This window comes from Psychromonas sp. KJ10-5, assembly GCF_055808325.1.
Map to the genome: position 1 here is coordinate 2,399,628 of NZ_CM147864.1, position 17,885 is coordinate 2,417,512.

Consider the following 17,885-nt stretch of genomic DNA (forward strand, 5'->3'; position numbering starts at 1 on the left):
AGAGAAAGCAAATGAGTAAAAGTGAAATTATTTACGGTATGCATGCCGTTGATGCCTTATTAGAAAAGCAACCAGAGCGTGTTATTGAGATTTACGCATTAAAAGGACGTGATGATGAACGTTTAAATGATGTACTTAATAAAGCGAAAGAGTGGGGAGTATCTGTTCAGTTCATGCAACGTAAAGCATTAGATGAAAAATCTGATGGAGAGCAACACCAAGGTATCATGGCTAGAGTAAAAACGATGAAAGTGCTAACAGATAACGATTTAGAGCCTATTTTAGCGAACTTGGATGTGCCACCATTTCTATTAATTTTAGATGGTGTCACCGACCCTCATAATCTAGGTGCTTGTTTACGAAGTGCAGAAGCCGCTGGTGTGCATGCCGTAATAATACCTAAAGATAACTCAGCCAGCTTAACGCCTGTTGTACGTAAAGTCGCTTGTGGTGCAGCAGAATCAATCCCATTAATCCACGTAACTAACCTAGCCCGTGCAATGCGTAACTTGCAAGATAAAGGTATTTGGATCTATGGGACGGCTGGAGAAGCTGAGCAAAGCCTTTACGATTGCAAATTAGAAAGTGGGATGGCCTTAGCAATGGGTGCAGAAGGTAAAGGCTTACGCCGTCTAACTCGTGAACATTGTGATGAGTTAATAAAACTACCCATGGCAGGTGCTGTATCGAGCCTAAACGTATCGGTAGCGACAGGCATCTGTTTATTTGAAGTGGTCCGTCAACGCCGCTAATCATCTGCATTGAAATAAACTAAAAAGGCCTAGTAATATTGTTACTTGATATTACTAGGCCTTTTTTATTACAGCCTCTTAGAACGCATATTGTAAGTTAAAACCGGTGGATAACTCGTCATTTTCAGTATCATCGGGTACGTTTTGATTATATTTATAGTTAATATCAAAGATTAAATACAATTCCTGATAGATTCTATTTTGTACTTTAAACTCACTTTCATACACACTATTTTTATGGCCTAGCTCAAAGGTCCCTTCTAAGGTTACTTGTAAGTTTTCAGTGACGATCCTTTCATAATTTAATTTAGTTCGGACAATGAATTCATTATAAGAGACTGCATCTTCACCGTCGTTTGGCTCGGCCTGCTTGTAACCAGGACCAATCTCTGTGTTAAATTTATGATTATTTTCATTAAAGAAAACATGACCATGGCCAACTGTAAAAGTATCCTCTTTTTGATAAGAAGCAGATTGACTACGCTGAATATCACTACGTAAGAACAAAGAATTAACCGGATCTAAACTATAGTTTCCTTGTAGCTGCCAACGCCAATCGTTATCAGTATCTTCATCTTCTTCATCTTCGAACTCAAATTGAATATCATTATTGATGTTGTAATCATCAGTCACGTTATAATCTAAAATTAATCGCCCTTCCGCACTTTTAGTGACATCGTTCTCTTGTTCATAATTGAAACCAAACTCCACCGCACCACTAAAACGTTTTTCCTCTTCAGTCTCAGGTTCATTACCATCAACAACATCGGTTTTAATTTTATTGGTTTGTATCGCTACATCAATATATTCGGCATCGGATATCGCATCTTTACCATTAGCCATCTTTTTAGTTTTTAATAGATCAGGCTGTTGATCAATTGAAGTTTTAATATTATCAATAGGTGAACTGGTAATACTGGCTTTCTGCAATAACTGTTTTTGTAATTGATCATTTAAACGCTGCTCTCGTTTTAAACTTTCAGCAAGATGAGATTCTTGAATGTTAACTTGATTGTCTAAGGTAGAGATTTTATCAAACAGACGCTCATTTTCAGATTGTAGATAACTTAGTTTATTTTGTTGAATTTGTTGTGCTTCTAACGCCTGTTGATTTTTTAATTTTTCAGCTTGTAATTGAGCTTTTAATGCATCAATCTCCTTTTTAGCTTGCGCTTGCGCAGCGGTTAATAATAAAGATTCAGGCTCACTTGGGGGAAGGGGCGTTTGTTGTAACACAACCACCTCAGGCTCAGCAGAAACAGGCTGTTTTTCTACTAGCTCTTCGGTATTGGGCTCGGTGTCATCTTCTTGTTCCGAGTCCAATGAAAACCACGCATCGGCACTTACTGCCATTAAGCTAGCGATTAATATGTAAATAGGTAGAGAATTCAAATAAATCGACTCTTTGATAAGTATAGAAGTTGTTATTTTAGCTTGCTTAGCTATAGATACAAACGAATACGAAAAGTTCAGCGATAAAGATTAAAATATATTAGCTTTATTGCTTGCGCAGTTTGATTGCAGAATGTACAATTTGCCGCCTTAAATCAGCCACCCTTTTTGTTCCTTGCTTCTATTTGGTACGGCTGAGCCAACTTATGAAGCTACTAACCCGTAAGGAGCGATTTTTATATGCGTCATTATGAAATCGTATTTATGGTTCACCCAGATCAGAGTGAACAAGTTAATGGTATGATCGAGCGTTACACTACTTCTATCACAGAAGCAGCTGGTACTGTTCATCGTCTAGAAGACTGGGGCCGTCGTCAACTGGCTTACCCAATCAACAAACTACACAAAGCACACTACGTTCTTATGAACATTGAAGCTGAGCAAAAAGTAATCGACGATTTGGAAACTGCTTTCCGTTTCAACGATGCTGTGATCCGCAACATGATCATGCGTACTAAAACTGCTGTAACTGAAGCATCTGTAGTAGCAAAAGCAAAAGAAGAACGTGTTGAACGTGCTCCTCGTGCTCCGCGCCCAGAAGCAGAAGCTGCACCAGCTGAAGCTGAAGCATAAGAAACTGAGTGACTGATAACTTTTTGCAACTTACAGGTATTGTGACCGAAAGTCCGATACACAAAACAAGCCCAAGTGGCGTGGAACACTGTAATCTGACGATAGAACATCGTTCAGTGCAAGAAGAAGCTGGATTGCCACGAAATGCAATGTGCTATATGCCGATTGTCACAAGTGGACCATTAGCAAGTCAGTTGAAAAATAAATTATCGAAAGGCATGAAAATTAAAGTAAGTGGTTTTATCACTTACCACCAAAACAAGAGCAATCTTGGTAAATTGGTATTACATGCTCAGTACATAGAACAAATTTAAGGAACTACCATGGCTCGTTACTTCCGCCGTCGTAAATTCTGTCGATTCACAGCAGAAAATGTTGTTGAGATTGATTACAAAGACGTTGTTACATTAAAAAACTACATCACTGAAAGTGGTAAAATCGTACCTAGCCGTATTACTGGCACAAGTGCAAAATACCAACGCCAATTAGCGCGCGCAATCAAACGTGCACGTTACTTGTCACTTTTACCATACACAGATTTACACAAGTAAATAGGAGCTATAGATTATGGAAATTATCCTACAAGATACAGTTGCTAACCTTGGTAAACTTGGCGATAAAGTAAATGTTAAAGCAGGTTACGCACGTAACTTCCTTTTCCCACAGCAAAAAGCTGTACCAGCAAACAAAGCTAACTTAGAAGCTTTTGAAGCACGTCGTGCTGATTTAGAAGCTAAGCAAGCTGCTAACCTAGCTGCTGCTCAAGCACGTGGTGAAGCACTTACTGCATTAGAAGCGGTTGTTATCACTTCTAAAGCTGGTGATGCTGGTAAACTGTTCGGTTCAATCGGTACACGTGATATTGCTGATGCAATCACTGCTGCTGGTGTAGAAGTTGCTAAAAGTGAAGTTCGTCTTCCTGAAGGCGCTTTACGTTTAACTGGTTCTTACGAGATTACTGTTACAGTACACTCTGACGTAACTGCAGTTATCAACCTTGAAGTTGTTGAAGCTGAGTAATCAGTAAAAACACTTTAATGTTATAAAAATACCCGCCTTCGTGCGTAATGCCGTTCACTTAAGGTGAACGGCATATTTACTTTTAGCTACAGGGTATCTATTTTTAGATGATTTTAAACACCTTGGATAACTTCGTTCTCTCCTCCCCTCTAACTTAAATTGCTTTGCATTTCTTTCTATATCAATAATTATCTTCGGCACATTGCCAGGCGCATATAACGGCATCATAGTGAGTGTATGAATGATGTGGGAAGACGCGTCTCTAAAGCTTAATTGATTCGCAAAAACACCCTTAAGCGATTTCGCCATCAATATCATTTTGTAACGAATTAAATTGTAAGCGAGTAAAACACCCCATAATTCTTGATGAATTAGCTCAGGAAGATTGCTGCGTAACGTAAAACGACTTTCAAGCATATGTTGCTTCATTTCACGGTAACCTAATTCTATTTCCCAACGGTGCGTATATAAATCAACAATTTCAGCACTAGGGTAAGCCATATGATCTGTCATTGACGTAAGTATTTTTACTTCTTTTCCTTTGATACTCCGTGTGACGAGTCTTGCTTCAATATGCGTCGGTAAATGAGGGCGCTTTTTTCTCGCTTGAGGTGTTGTTGCTATACGTACCAGTTTATATTGTCTGCCTAGACTTCTTACCAACTCATATTGAGTGCCTTTCTTTAATGGCAGTAGCCAGTGTGTATTTTTTCCTTTTTGTAGCCAATCATACAATAAGCCTAGCGAGTAAAAGCCTTTATCGAATAAGGTCAGACTATTTTCTGGTATCCCATCAATTAAATGGGCAGCTAAATTCATTTCACTTTCAGCAACACTGTCAAAAGCACTGTTCAATATAAGGTGACTACTTAATTCCATCATACAGACCATACGAACTTGTGGGTAAGAGGACTCATAAGATTTATTAGCTGACCGCGAGAAGACCGCACTGTTTTTTTTTGTGTCTGGTGTTCGCCAAACAACCCCATCAACACCATACAAATTGAGCCCACACCACTGTGGGTGCTCGGCACGTTTATGCCATATCATCGCTGTTTGATGAAAAACATCTTTGACGACATGGCTACCTAATTTTTTACGAGCTTGTGTTATTGCGCTTCTTGCGACGTAATCGACTTCTTGAGGGAGTACAATATCGAGTTTGTTAATAAGCTGGCGGACAGATTCTGTCCTAAAAAGTGACATACCTACAACAGCCCAGATCATAGCATCCATAGGAAGCTTTCGTTTCCTTAACGTCGCGACACCGTTAGATTGGAGACAGGATTCAATAATATCAGGCACTAAGATATCTGATAGTGAGGAGAATTCGGTAAGACGATTAATCGAAGTGCGAGCGAGTGCTTCTGAAAGTTCCATAAAAAATCCCATGACCTTTTGAGTCATAGGATTTTGATCTTCTTCAGCTAAAAATCAACTAATTTCTCTTAACTGATCGGCATTAGCCTTCGTGCGGGTATTTTTTTATCTTATGATATTTATAATTAGTTAATATCAATTCAGGTTAACGCATAAACCTGTATAAATAGCGGTGTCGGCTCGCTTTTCTTGCCTGTTAGTCAGGTAAAACTAAACGGTACCCTGCTCCATACACCGACTGAATTAAATCCTCACCCAGAGTAATATCAATCAACTTCTTTCTTAATTTCTTAATATGGCTATCGATTGTACGGTTATTTACAATACGATCATCTGAATACATATTCTGCATTAACTGCTCACGAGTAAAAATGCGATTCGGTTTATTTGCCAAACGTTTAATTAATTGAAATTCAACAGAGGTTAACGACGTTTCCGTGCCATTAAAAACAGCAACAAGACGGTTTTCATCAAGAGAGAAGCCAGGAGAAGCAAGCGTATGATGACTTTGTACTCTTCTCATGACCGTTTTAACTCGAGCCACTACTTCCCTTGGACTGAAAGGCTTACAGATATAATCATCGGCACCTAACTCTAAACCGAGCAGTCGATCCAATTCATCCACTTTCGCCGTCACCATTAAAATTGGTACATCAGAGAAAGCTCTGATCGCTTTACATAGTGTGATTCCGTCTGTTCCGGGTAACATAAGATCTAATAAGATAACGCTAGGCTGATAGGCTTTCACCCACTCAACAACTTGATTACCATCGTGAATAAGATGTGGTACATACTCAGTCAATTTAAAGTAGTCACCGAGTAAATGAGCTAACTTTATTTCATCTTCCACAATCAAAATTGAACTTGCCACTGGTAACTCCTTTAAATAACCTCAATCTAATATAACCCTAACTCTAAGTAAGTAAAATTAGGGTTAAATAAGTAGAAATAGATATCAAATAATACAAGATTAACCTGAGTGCCAAACAAGTATTCTTTCTCTTATATTATTCCAAGGGCAACTCGATAATAACAGCCAAACCACCTAGTTTTGCTTTAGCAGCCTTAATTTTCCCCTGATGTGCACTAACAATATGCGCACAAATCGATAAACCTAATCCAGATCCACCCGTTTGTCGGTTTCTCGAATTTTCAACACGGTATAAAGATTCAAAAAGATGCATTAAGTGATGTTCAGCTACACCAACACCATTATCTTCGACTTCGATACGCATATGCTTTTGTTGTTCATCGGTTATCACCTCCCATGATAACCTGACTAAACTAGCCATCGAGTACTTAATACAATTGCACATGATATTTTCAAACAGTTGGCATAAACGAGTGGTATCCACAAACGCTAAGTACTCTCCAGACTGTTTGTCGACTTCTAGTTTAATATTGGCATCTGCAAGATAACTGGTATATTTAGGCACTTCAGATTCTAACCAAAGACCAATATCGAGGCTTTGTTTACGGTAATGCATACCGCCGATGTCAGCGCTGGTTAACAGGTGTAGGTCATCAATCAAATGCTGTAAGTGTTTTACCTCATCATTTGCTGATTCTATATTTTGTTTTTCTAACGCTCTCACCCCATCTAAGATCGCTTCTAACTCACCTCTTAAAATAGCAACAGGGGTGCGTAATTCATGTGAAATATTTGCTAGCCAACGCTTACGAGCACTTTCATTTTCATAAAGTGTGAGTGCTAGTTCATTAAAATCTCGGCCCAGTTCACCTAGCTCATCTTTTCTTTTGACATCGATATTCTGCTGATAATTACCTTGGGTAAGTTTATGCATACCTAAAATAATTTTTTTGATAGGCTCAGCTAAATGCCTCGCTAATGGCTGCGTAATCAAAATAACCAATACCATGGTAATTAATGCAATCAACCATAAATAACTTTGCTGTTGCTCGAAAAAGTCTAATTCGAAGCCATCAGTTAGCTGTTTACGTTTAGGGATCATTAACCAACCAATATTAACCTGGTCAACGACAATAGCCATTCGATTGTAATCTATGCCTTCAATATAGTGCCCAACAATAATAACGTCATTAGCATCGAACAGTGCATAACCTTCATTCAAATCAACTGGAGGGGGACGCCTTCTTTCTGAAGGAGACACAAACTTATCTGCTCTTGGTAATCTGGTATTGTTTTTTGGTTCATAAAGAGGAGGTTGAATTTGTGGCTCTAGCCCTTGAGAATATAAAAATAATAGATGTCCAAAATATCTATTTCTGCCCTGTATGCCATTCCAATTATTATTTTTTTGATATTCATTTTGAAGCTCAGTAATCAAGGGCTTTAATGACTCAACCTCCTTGCTATTAACATACTCAACAATCCCCTTACCAATACTCCATTGTATTAATAAAACTAACGCAGTTACCAGCACAAGACTAAAGCCGAAAAAAACGAGGAATAATTTATTATGTATTTTCATGGAGGTATCTCATGCTTGTGTAACAGGTATTAAATTCATTGCGTTAATAACAAATAGGACCAATATTTTAATAACATACAGAATGATAGAGCAGAGGGCGAGAGAAACTAGAGTCGATGTTACCTATTGTACAAAAAACTAAACCCGTTAGCTTATTGATACACTAACGGGTTTATAGAATGATTTATACTACCTGTATCAAAATAATATAGATCAAATTACCCACTTTAAATCCCATTTATATAAGCTAATATAAATATTTACGACTAGCTTACTTTACATGACGAGGATCTTATGTCCCTTGGCCACATAAATGGGTTATTATTATTATTGCTTTCCGTTAAGGTCGAAATGGAAAGTACCTTTATTCCTAAGCTTAGAAAAATCTATGTTTAGAAAAACTGTTGCTGAGATAACGAATCGATATGCACTAACGTCATAAATAGAATGCTCGCTATATCATTTATTTTAAGCTTACTGACGAGGTGGTTTAAAACTAGTAAACTCATTTTCACTCACTACGCCGTTACCATCTGAATCCATGTCATCAAATACAGTTTGGTGATCACCATGGGGAATTTCTTGAGCAGAAAACTCTTCAAAAGTAAGCTCACCATCACCATTAGTATCAACAGAAGAAAATTGTGGCGGACCACCTTGAGGACCGCCTTCAGGTCGACCTTGATCAGAATCGGCAGCGTAACTTTGACTCATAACACCCACAGACATTACTAAAGCCAGTAATATGTTTGAACTATTTTTCATTTCAAAAAATCCTATAAGGTTTAAATTTCGTCAGAACAATAACAACAGAATGTGCAAATACTGTGCAAAAAATAAAATAATTTAAAAAAACAGTAAATTCTCTTAACTATCTATTTTATTTAAGAGAATAAAGCCTGATACTGAGTAAATAATCTCAACCGATATAGCAGGTATAAATGAAAACATTAGCTGATTACCATTCATTAACAAAACAAGCCGTTGCGCTAATTGAAGATGAAAAAGATCTGATCGCCAATCTATCTAATTTAAGTGCGCTACTGAACAGCAGCTTAGACAATATTAACTGGGTAGGGTTTTACCTCTACAAAGAGCAACAACTCGTACTAGGCCCTTTTCAGGGGAATGTTGCTTGTGTACGTATTGAATTAGATAAAGGAGTTTGTGGTAAAGCATTCAGCACTAATACCACACAGCGCATAGCAGATGTGCATGAATTTCCAGGGCATATTGCCTGTGACGCAGCAAGCCAATCTGAAATCGTAGTGCCGATTAACAACCAAGGTAAAACAATCGCTGTATTAGACATTGATAGCCCTGTAACAGACCGTTTTAACGAAGTCGATGAAGCAGGGTTAATTCATTTTGTAGAGCAAATACAAGATAAACTTATATTTTAAGAAAATTAACAGACACGAGCATGAAGGCATCACTTTATGCTCTTTTTAATGGAAGGTATTTATCCCTCTTTATACTCTAATAGCGTATTTAATTGTGCTACCCACTGCTCAACTGTAATAGTAAATGAACCTGTTACATCTAACTCACGGTCTTCCAATACATCAACATCAGGATTGTTTACTTGCCTTAATGCAATGACTTTATCTCTGTGTCTTAATAACGCCACAATATAAGGCCTGAATAATACAAACATAGCCGTTAACCATTGGTTCACCACCAAGTTAGGGTAAGCATGATCAATATAAAACCGATCTAATAGCGCAATCGTATCTTCAGCTGAATACCATGTTTGTGCACAGACCCAACGGTTGATAGCAAATAAACCTATTGGTAAACCTTCATCATCCATTGAAATACAAACAAAATGAGCAAGCGCATTCTCACCCGATGGCCAAGGCTCAGATTGCATCAACCCACTCATTGGTTTTATCGACTCAGGAATACCAGGAGAGCGTATAAAGGTATGAAAATGACCGTGTTCCCCTTCTACGCCTCTATGATTATGATAATAATACTGACAATGAGATTCATCATCATAAACATCTTGTTCAGGGTAGTGATTTAACTGATAAAAAGTGCCCTGCCCTTTAAGTAATTCACTTACTACATTAATGCCTGCTTTATCTAATAAACGCTGGCACTCTTTTATGGTTTGAGCAGCATTGAGCATCTCATCTACATTATCAATATGCTCAAGTAAAGGCATCTCAAGTGGGATATCTGCTTCACAGGTAAAACAACTTAGCGTATTTGACATATAGGCCTCACCTTATAAATAAAAATATAATGGTGTAAAAGTAATACACCATTATTTAATACCGCTTATCAATCGTTACAACGCATAACGCTTATTTTGCTGCACATGGATTTTTCGCTGCGCAAGGGTTAGTTGCGGCACACGGGTTTTTCGCTGTGCAAGGATTAGCTGCGGCACACGGGTTTTTCGCTGCGCAAGGATTAGCTGCGGCACATGGGTTAACGACTTTTGTGGATTTAGCTTTACATGGAGAGCAAAACACATCACAAGAAGCACCGCATGAAGCTACAGCAGGGTTAATAGATAAAACAGCGCCTACAATACCAGCAGCGATAACAGCAGGTTTATTTTTTAGTATCTTTTTCATTTTTAATATCCTTAGAGTTAATTTAAAAATTATTCACAATAACTGCCGCACCTTGCTGGTATGCGTTATTGTCCTCTAAAAGACCTATGGCTATATTTAAAAATTTCAGAAAAAGTCATCACAAATTCAAACTTATCAAGTTGTTATCAAATACTTTAGATCTCACATACAAAAAACAAATGTAGTTGATTTATAAACAATATTACTAATATTTTTCATTTGAGCTTTTCAACTTCATTAAATCAATACAATAGCGCTAGACTAACTTCATAAATATCAATAAATGATCATAGTAAAAAGTTAAAGTAACTGATGAGCCATAAATATAGTGACTTAGGTCACAACTAATTTTCATTGCAAATAAATAGACATTATTTTTAACTTTATTGCGAATAATGGCCATCTGATATAAATCAGTTATGGTGGGGAGAAAACTGGGGAGCTTGTATTGATAAATAAGTATTAATAGACAGCCCAATCGCTAATAGCCAAAAGGAAACTCAGACAACGCTAAAATAATACCAACTCCGTGAATTAGATGAGTAGATAATTAACAGAACTGGTATAACAATCGATACGTAACTAATACAATTATCATAGGCACAAAAAAGCCCCGTATCAACGAGGCTTAAATACTCAATAAAAGCGATTAACGCTTATATTATTTAGCTTGTGGACGCATATGTGGGAATAGCAATACATCACGGATGGTATGGCTATCTGTAAACAGCATCACTAAACGGTCGATACCAATACCTTCACCCGCTGTTGGTGGTAAACCATGCTCTAGAGCAGTAATGTAATCTGCATCGTAGAACATCGCTTCATCATCACCTGATTCTTTTTGTGCAACTTGATCCATGAAACGCTGTGCTTGATCTTGTGCATCATTTAGCTCAGAGAAACCATTTGCTAGTTCACGACCGCCTACGAAAAATTCAAAGCGGTCTGTTACATCTGGGTTATCATCGTTACGACGTGCTAACGGTGAAACCTCTGCAGGGTAAGCAGTAATGAAAGTAGGCTGCATTAATTTGTGCTCAGCCGTCTCTTCAAAGATCTCTGTTAAGACTTTACCTTCGCCCCAGCTATCTTTGATATGAATATCTAAGCGTTTCGCTAATGCTTTTAAACCTTCCATGCTATCTAACTCAGCAGCTTCAATCCCTTCGTTATATTCTAAGATTGACTCTTTCATGGTTAAACGTACAAATGGCTTGCCAAAATCAAACTCTTCTTCACCGTATTTAACGATACTTGAACCTAATACGTTTTCAGTAATAGTACGTAACATATCTTCAGTTAAGTTCATTAGGTCAATGTAATCAGCGTATGCTTGGTAGAACTCGATCATTGTGAATTCTGGATTATGACGTGTTGAAACACCTTCATTACGGAAGCTACGATTAATTTCAAATACACGCTCAAAACCACCAACCACTAAACGCTTAAGATTTAATTCTGGTGCAATACGTAAGTACATAGGTAAGTCTAACGCATTGTGGAATGTTTCAAATGGACGTGCCGTTGCTCCACCAGGAATCGCTTGTAGCATAGGTGTTTCTACTTCCATAAACTGACGGTCGTTTAGGTAAGTACGAATCGCATTAACTATCTTATTACGTAAAATAAATGTTTTACGAGATTCTTCATTAGCAATTAAGTCAAGGTAACGCTGACGGTAACACGCTTCAGTATCTGACAAACCGTGGAACTTGTCTGGTAGTGGACGTAACGCTTTAGTTAGGATACGAATTTCAGACACTTTAATACTTAATTCATCTGTTTGTGTTTTAAATAAAACACCTTTCGCACCCACGATATCGCCTAAATCCCATTTTTTGAATTCAGTATTGTAAAAACCTTCTGCCAAGTTATCACGTGCAACATAAACTTGTACTTGGCCGCCCATATCTTGGATAGTCGCAAAACTTGCTTTACCCATAATACGACGTGTCATCATACGTCCAGCAACACTTACTTCAACTGCTAGCTCTTCTAACTCTTCTTTGCTTTTTGCATCATATAGCTTATGTAGATCGTCAGAGATATTTTCACGACGGAAATCATTTGGGAAAGCTTGTCCCTTTTCACGCATTGCATCTAACTTAGTTAGACGTTGCGCAAGAATTTCGCTTAACTCGACCTGTGGTGCTTCTGCTTTGTTTTGCTCTGACATGATAGTTCCTATCTTTTACTTCAATTTTTAAAATGATTGTTATTGCAAACCTGACTTAAAATCACAAACCTGATTTTAAGCTGGCTTCAATAAATTTATTTAAATCACCGTCTAACACCACTTGCGTATTACGGTTTTCAACACCAGTACGTAAATCTTTGATACGAGAATCATCTAATACGTAAGAACGAATTTGACTTCCCCATCCGATATCTGACTTACCATCTTCGTTAATCTGTTTTTCTGCGTTCTGCAACTGCAACTCATGCTCATAGAGTTTAGCGCGAAGCTGCTTCATCGCTTGATCTTTATTTTTATGTTGTGAGCGGTCATTTTGACATTGTACAACAATATTCGTTGGCGTATGGGTAATACGCACCGCAGATTCTGTTGTATTAACGTGCTGACCACCCGCTCCCGACGCTCGATATACATCAATACGTAGATCTGCTGGGTTAATCTGAATATCAATATTATCGTCAATTTCAGGGTAGATAAAAGCAGAAGCAAATGAAGTATGACGTTTGCCAGATGAATCAAAAGGTGATTTTCGTACTAAGCGATGAACGCCGGTTTCAGTACGTAACCAACCATATGCATATTCACCGCTAAAACGGATCGTCGCACCTTTAATACCAGCAACATCACCAGGCGTAGCTTCCATTAACTCAGTTTTATACCCGTTAGCTTCGCCCCAACGTAAATACATACGCAGTAACATGTTTGCCCAATCCTGTGCTTCTGTACCGCCAGAGCCTGATTGAATATCAAGGTAACAAGAGCACGCATCCTGCTTGCCAGAGAACATACGACGAAACTCAAGTACTTCTAATTGCTTTTCTAGGTCGTTTGCTTCTTTAATTGCTTCATCAAAAGTATCTTGATCATTTTCCTCAACAGCCATCTCAACTAACATTTCAATGTCGTCAGTGCCGGCAGTTAAGGCATCAATGGTTTTAACCACTAACTCAAGACTACTACGCTCTTTACCTAAAGCTTGAGCATAATCTGGATCATTCCATACTTCAGATGATTCTAACTCGCGACTTACTTCTTCTAAACGCTCTAGTTTAGCGTCGTAGTCAAAGGTACCCCCTAAGCATTTCAGCACGCTCAGTTAGGTCTTTAAGTTGATTAAGAATTGGGTTTACTTCAAACATCAATACTCGCTATTTGTTTTATTAATAAAAAGAGCCGAATTTTAACCAATTATTACGTAAATAAATAGAGAACAATGAGAATTTGTAAGGAGTTCACGACAACAATTTTTATTAACAACCAATAAAGCCAATATAAAGCCTTAGTCTGTTGCAGTAATACGCCTAAAACAGTGAATTGGATTACAAAAAAACATCAACCTAGCAAAACAATCAGTAAGCGAAAAATATATCAATCCTAAAATTTATTAATAAAAACTGGATAGACCACAAATAAGTCAATAAAAAAGGCTAATAAATAGCAATTATAGGATGCATTTTAATTTGATTAACGTAAAGTTAGAGCTTCATTAACGTCACGTTAGTGATTCATTTACACAAGGTTCGCTTCTACCCGATACAGGTAGAAAACGACGCAATTAACCGATTGTATAAGGATACAACTCATGGAAATGCTCTCAGGCGCAGAAATGGTAGTGCGCTCTTTACAGGATGAAGGTATAGAACATATCTTTGGCTACCCTGGCGGTTCAGTATTAGATATATACGACGCAATCTTTCAATCTGATGAAATCGAACACTTTTTAGTACGTCATGAACAAGCTGCTGTACACATGGCAGATGCTTATTCACGCTCAACTGGTAAAGTTGGCTGTGTATTAGTAACAGCAGGACCAGGCGCTACAAACTGTATTACCGGTATTGCAACCGCTTATATGGACTCTATTCCATTAGTTGTTTTATCAGGTCAAGTACCGACTTTTTGGATTGGTGATGATGCCTTCCAAGAAACAGATATGATTGGTGTTTCTCGCCCAGTTGTAAAACACAGTTTCTCTTGTCGTACTGCGGAAGATATTCCAAAGGCGATCAAAAAAGCGTTTTATATTGCATCGACAGGCCGACCTGGCCCGGTAGTTATTGACCTACCAAAAGATGTACAAAACCCACTTAACAAATTCCCTTATGAATATCCTGAAAGTGTTAGCTTACGCTCATACAACCCAACACTAAGCGGCCATAAAGGACAAATCAAACGTGCTGTTGCAGCATTAGTAAGTGCTAAAAAACCTGTTTTATACGTAGGTGGTGGCGCAATCATTGCCAATGCCTCAAAACAAGTATTACAACTTGCTGAAAAACTAAACTTACCAGTTACCAATACCCTAATGGGCCTTGGCGCATTCCCTGGTGAGCACGAGCAATTTATCGGTATGTTAGGTATGCACGGTACTTATGAAGCGAACCGTTCAATGCATAATGCAGATTTAATCTTTGCATGTGGTGCACGCTTTGATGACCGAGTAACTAATAACGTAGATAAATTCTGTCCAAACGCAAAGATCATGCACATTGATATCGACCCAACGTCTATTTCAAAAAATATCCATGCTGACTTACCGATTGTAGGTAGTGTTGAAGTGGTATTACAACAGATGTTAGATCTGATTGATGAAACTAAAGCATCTAATGACAGCAAAGACATTGCCGCTTGGTGGGATCAAATCAATGAATGGCGCGCTAAAGACTGCCTTGCTTACCAAACGTCAGATACGCATATCAAACCACAACAAGTGATTGAATGTTTATACAAGGTAACAAAAGGTGATGCCATTGTGACATCGGATGTTGGTCAACATCAAATGGTTGCAGCACAATATTACCCATTCAAAGAACCTCGCCAATGGATCAACTCTGGTGGTGCAGGCACAATGGGTTTCGGTTTACCAGCAGCAATGGGTTGTAAAATTGCATTCCCAGATCGTCCGGTAGTTTGTGTTACAGGCGATGGCTCTATTCAAATGAATATTCAAGAGTTATCTACTTGTATGCAATACAATATTCCAGTTGTTATCTTATTATTAAATAACCGTTCATTAGGTATGGTAAAACAGTGGCAAAAAATGTTTTACGGTGGCCGTCAATCTCACTCTTACATGGATAGTGTGCCTGATTTCGTTAAATTATCAGAAGCTTATAACCATATTGGTATTAAAGTAGATACCATTGATGAGCTTGAGCCTGCACTCACACGTGCATTTGAATTGAAAGATCGTGTGGTGTTTGTCGATGTTGCAATTGACCCTGAAGAGCACGTTTATCCAATGCAAGTTAAATTCGGCAGTATGGAAGACATGTACCTAAGCAAAACGGAGCAAACTGATGCGTAGAATTATTTCTGTATTAATTGAGAATGAATCAGGCTCACTTGCACGTGTTGTAGGTTTATTCGCACAACGTGGTTATAACATTGAGTCATTAACCGTATCCCCAACCAACGATAATACTTTGTCACGTATGACTATCACCACTGATGTGGTTGATAACGCAACGCTTGAGCAAATGATGAAACAATTACACAAATTAGTTGATGTATTACGCGTTTCAGAGTTGACACAAACACCGCATGTTGAACGTGAATTGTTACTACTTAAAGTACGTACCCTTGGTAGTGAAGCGCGTGAAGAAGTGAAACGCACAAGTGATATTTATCGTGGTCAAATAGTTGATATTACACAAAACTTATACACGATTCAGTTAACTGGTGCAGGTGCAAAACTAGATGCATTTGTAGCAACAATGGATGAATCAAGCGAAATAGTTGAAATGGTTCGTTCAGGTGTGTGTGGTATTGCTCGTGGCGATAAGTCTTTACGAGCTTAATACAACAGATTAGCTTAGATAAACTCGCTAAGTAATTTAAGTTAATATCAGTATAATTAATGCAAAGTACAGTCACTGTACTTTGCATTTTTTGTATATGCCGAGCTAAATCAATCAACAGCAATATATGAAATGGTCTATTCACTATTATAGGAGATTCAAATGTTTGAGCTTTTTGCACTACTCATGTCCGCATTTGTACTTTTTATGTTTGGCATATCTGTACTAAGCTTAGCCGTCATTGCGGTTATTATGATTGCCTGCTTTATATTAGTTGGCGCACTTTCTTTCTTATTTAAATTTGGTATTTGGATACTACTCGGCTATCTTATTTATTATTACTTCTTTAAACATGACAAGGAAAAACCATGAGTCGTTTCGTTTTAGTTGCTTGCTCACTCTTGTTTTCACTAAATAGCTTTGCAGCAGCGTTAATGGTAAGTGAGCAATATGTTAGAGCGACTCCACCACATGTTAAAAATAGCGCCGCTTTTCTTACAATAGAAAACCAAAGCGAAGAAACTGTTAAATTAGTCTCTGTCAGTAGTGATATAGCAGATCGTGTTGAGCTACATACACACATTAGTGAAGATGGTTTGATGAAAATGCGCCAGGTTGAGTCTATACTCATAAAGGGGCATAATAGCGTACAGTTACAACCTGGTGGTTACCATGTCATGTTTTTAGGTTTAAAGAATGATTTGGTTGCCGGTGACAGTGTTGATATTACACTCTATTTTGATAATGGAGATGCAATCGAAACTACAGCACCAATACAAAAAATTACAATGTCTCACAAAAAATCAGATACTAAGCACCAATAATAATTGAGATCACAAAGGAATTTCCTATTATGAAAAAACAAATTTTAGCCGCTGCGGTAGCAGCTACAATGAGCATGCCAGCAATGGCTGATTTCTTAGGTGTTTATGCAGGTATTGATTACAATACTAACGAAACAACATACCAAGGCCAATCGGACCGTTCAAATAACATCTCTGGTTACATTGCATTTGAACATTTCATTCCACTTATCCCAAACGGTAAAATTAAGTTTTCTGATTTACAAAACGATGACTTTACCACTGAAGATAGCCAAGCAAAAAATGCGATCTTATACTACGAAATTTTAGATAATGACCTAGTAGAAGTTGACTTAGGTGTCGCTTACACAGATGCAGATGGTTTTAATGAAAGCGCTTCAATTGCACAAGCTTACGGTGCAGCTAAATTACACGTACCAGGTGTCAGCATGCATGCCTTTGCTGAAGTAATCGCAGGCTCAGTAACTAGCGATGATTACTTAGATACTGAAATTGGCTTGGCTTATACATTTAACCCAGACTCACCATTTATTAATGTATCAGCACGTGCCGGTTACAAACTACAAGAGTTAGACCTTAACCACACTAACAGTACACAAGAGGTAAAAGGTTTATTTGCAGGTGTAGAAATACACTTCTAATGACTCGCTTACACTACTCTATTTAGGTTTTGTTAAAGCCACTAACTGTTTCTTTTAGTGGCTTTTTAATTCTCTCTACAAAGCGAGCCCTAAACTCTCCCCTTCTTAACTTACTCCCTTAATTATATTATTCCCGCTTAAAAAAGCCTTTAAATGATAATGATTATTAACCCTACACTTTAAATGCCATTTAGTTATAAAA

20 protein-coding genes are annotated in these 17,885 nt (G+C 37.9%); 11 read left to right on the forward strand and 9 right to left on the reverse strand.

Annotated features, from left to right (window positions below; all coding sequences use genetic code 11):
* Positions 1–11: 11 nt before the first annotated feature.
* Complete coding sequence (rlmB, locus tag AC0L3W_RS10605) at positions 12–752, forward strand: 23S rRNA (guanosine(2251)-2'-O)-methyltransferase RlmB (RefSeq protein ID WP_409438933.1); 741 nt, start codon at positions 12–14, stop codon at positions 750–752.
* A gap of 78 nt (positions 753–830) precedes the next feature.
* On the opposite strand, the gene AC0L3W_RS10610 is transcribed toward rlmB, so the two are convergent.
* Positions 831–2,144 carry a DUF481 domain-containing protein gene (locus AC0L3W_RS10610; RefSeq protein ID WP_290040622.1) on the reverse strand — a complete coding sequence of 438 codons (1,314 nt, stop codon included), beginning with the start codon at positions 2,142–2,144 and terminating at the stop codon, positions 831–833.
* Positions 2,145–2,384: 240 nt separating this feature from the next.
* On the opposite strand from AC0L3W_RS10610, the gene rpsF reads away from it, so the two are divergent.
* From rpsF to rplI, 4 genes are read left to right on the forward strand one after another with little or no spacing between them, the layout of a single operon-like run.
* On the forward strand, positions 2,385–2,777 hold the full coding sequence (gene rpsF, locus AC0L3W_RS10615) for a 30S ribosomal protein S6 (protein WP_290040624.1): 393 nt from the start codon (positions 2,385–2,387) through the stop codon (positions 2,775–2,777).
* Positions 2,778–2,785: 8 nt separating this feature from the next.
* A complete protein-coding gene (priB, locus tag AC0L3W_RS10620; RefSeq protein ID WP_290040626.1) occupies positions 2,786–3,091 on the forward strand; it encodes a primosomal replication protein N in 306 nt (101 codons plus the stop codon).
* Between the two features lie 9 nt (positions 3,092–3,100).
* Positions 3,101–3,328: a 30S ribosomal protein S18 gene (gene rpsR, locus AC0L3W_RS10625; RefSeq protein ID WP_113820525.1), complete on the forward strand. Its 228-nt coding sequence runs from the start codon at positions 3,101–3,103 to the stop codon at positions 3,326–3,328.
* 16 nt (positions 3,329–3,344) lie between these two features.
* Complete coding sequence (gene rplI / locus AC0L3W_RS10630) at positions 3,345–3,797, forward strand: 50S ribosomal protein L9 (protein ID WP_113820526.1); 453 nt, start codon at positions 3,345–3,347, stop codon at positions 3,795–3,797.
* 54 nt (positions 3,798–3,851) lie between these two features.
* Here rplI and AC0L3W_RS10635 read toward each other — a convergent pair whose 3' ends face one another.
* The 4 genes from AC0L3W_RS10635 to AC0L3W_RS10650 form a co-directional block, all read right to left on the reverse strand.
* Positions 3,852–5,177, reverse strand: coding sequence for an IS4 family transposase (locus AC0L3W_RS10635; RefSeq protein WP_409438932.1), 1,326 nt, complete (start codon positions 5,175–5,177; stop codon positions 3,852–3,854).
* A 196-nt stretch (positions 5,178–5,373) separates the two neighbouring features.
* Entirely contained in the window at positions 5,374–6,048 is a 675-nt protein-coding gene (locus tag AC0L3W_RS10640; protein ID WP_409438931.1) for a response regulator, read from the reverse strand.
* Positions 6,049–6,184: 136 nt separating this feature from the next.
* Complete coding sequence (locus AC0L3W_RS10645; RefSeq protein ID WP_409438930.1) at positions 6,185–7,630, reverse strand: ATP-binding protein; 1,446 nt, start codon at positions 7,628–7,630, stop codon at positions 6,185–6,187.
* A 474-nt stretch (positions 7,631–8,104) separates the two neighbouring features.
* Entirely contained in the window at positions 8,105–8,395 is a 291-nt protein-coding gene (locus tag AC0L3W_RS10650) for an EF-hand domain-containing protein (protein WP_290040632.1), read from the reverse strand.
* 176 nt (positions 8,396–8,571) lie between these two features.
* On the opposite strand from AC0L3W_RS10650, the gene AC0L3W_RS10655 reads away from it, so the two are divergent.
* The gene (locus tag AC0L3W_RS10655; RefSeq protein ID WP_290040633.1) at positions 8,572–9,033 is read left to right on the forward strand and encodes a GAF domain-containing protein; all 462 of its coding nucleotides are present in this window, start codon (positions 8,572–8,574) and stop codon (positions 9,031–9,033) included.
* Between the two features lie 59 nt (positions 9,034–9,092).
* On the opposite strand, the gene AC0L3W_RS10660 is transcribed toward AC0L3W_RS10655, so the two are convergent.
* From AC0L3W_RS10660 to prfB, 4 genes are all read right to left on the reverse strand, one after another.
* Positions 9,093–9,851 carry a DUF6969 family protein gene (locus AC0L3W_RS10660; RefSeq protein ID WP_290040634.1) on the reverse strand — a complete coding sequence of 253 codons (759 nt, stop codon included), beginning with the start codon at positions 9,849–9,851 and terminating at the stop codon, positions 9,093–9,095.
* A gap of 91 nt (positions 9,852–9,942) precedes the next feature.
* Positions 9,943–10,218, reverse strand: coding sequence for a hypothetical protein (locus AC0L3W_RS10665; protein WP_290040636.1), 276 nt, complete (start codon positions 10,216–10,218; stop codon positions 9,943–9,945).
* Between the two features lie 661 nt (positions 10,219–10,879).
* Entirely contained in the window at positions 10,880–12,397 is a 1,518-nt protein-coding gene (gene lysS, locus AC0L3W_RS10670) for a lysine--tRNA ligase (RefSeq protein ID WP_290040637.1), read from the reverse strand.
* Between the two features lie 61 nt (positions 12,398–12,458).
* A protein-coding gene (prfB, locus tag AC0L3W_RS10675) for a peptide chain release factor 2 (protein WP_181817787.1) occupies positions 12,459–13,557 on the reverse strand; the annotation gives its coding sequence in 2 pieces (ribosomal slippage) (positions 12,459–13,481 and positions 13,483–13,557; 1,098 coding nt in all).
* Between the two features lie 443 nt (positions 13,558–14,000).
* On the opposite strand from prfB, the gene AC0L3W_RS10680 reads away from it, so the two are divergent.
* The 5 genes from AC0L3W_RS10680 to AC0L3W_RS10700 all read left to right on the forward strand — a co-directional run bounded on the left by AC0L3W_RS10680 (position 14,001) and on the right by AC0L3W_RS10700 (position 17,683).
* Positions 14,001–15,725 (forward strand): acetolactate synthase 3 large subunit, encoded by a 1,725-nt coding sequence (locus tag AC0L3W_RS10680; protein WP_290040640.1) that lies wholly within the window; start codon positions 14,001–14,003, stop codon positions 15,723–15,725.
* Positions 15,718–16,218 (forward strand): acetolactate synthase small subunit, encoded by a 501-nt coding sequence (gene ilvN / locus AC0L3W_RS10685; RefSeq protein ID WP_290040641.1) that lies wholly within the window; start codon positions 15,718–15,720, stop codon positions 16,216–16,218. Before AC0L3W_RS10680 ends, ilvN begins: the two co-directional genes overlap by 8 nt.
* A 162-nt stretch (positions 16,219–16,380) precedes the next feature.
* Positions 16,381–16,590: a hypothetical protein gene (locus AC0L3W_RS10690; protein ID WP_290040643.1), complete on the forward strand. Its 210-nt coding sequence runs from the start codon at positions 16,381–16,383 to the stop codon at positions 16,588–16,590.
* On the forward strand, positions 16,587–17,042 hold the full coding sequence (locus tag AC0L3W_RS10695) for a copper chaperone PCu(A)C (protein ID WP_409438929.1): 456 nt from the start codon (positions 16,587–16,589) through the stop codon (positions 17,040–17,042). Before AC0L3W_RS10690 ends, AC0L3W_RS10695 begins: the two co-directional genes overlap by 4 nt.
* Before the next feature lie 29 nt (positions 17,043–17,071).
* A complete protein-coding gene (locus AC0L3W_RS10700) occupies positions 17,072–17,683 on the forward strand; it encodes a TIGR04219 family outer membrane beta-barrel protein (RefSeq protein ID WP_409438928.1) in 612 nt (203 codons plus the stop codon).
* Positions 17,684–17,885: the final 202 nt, after the last annotated feature.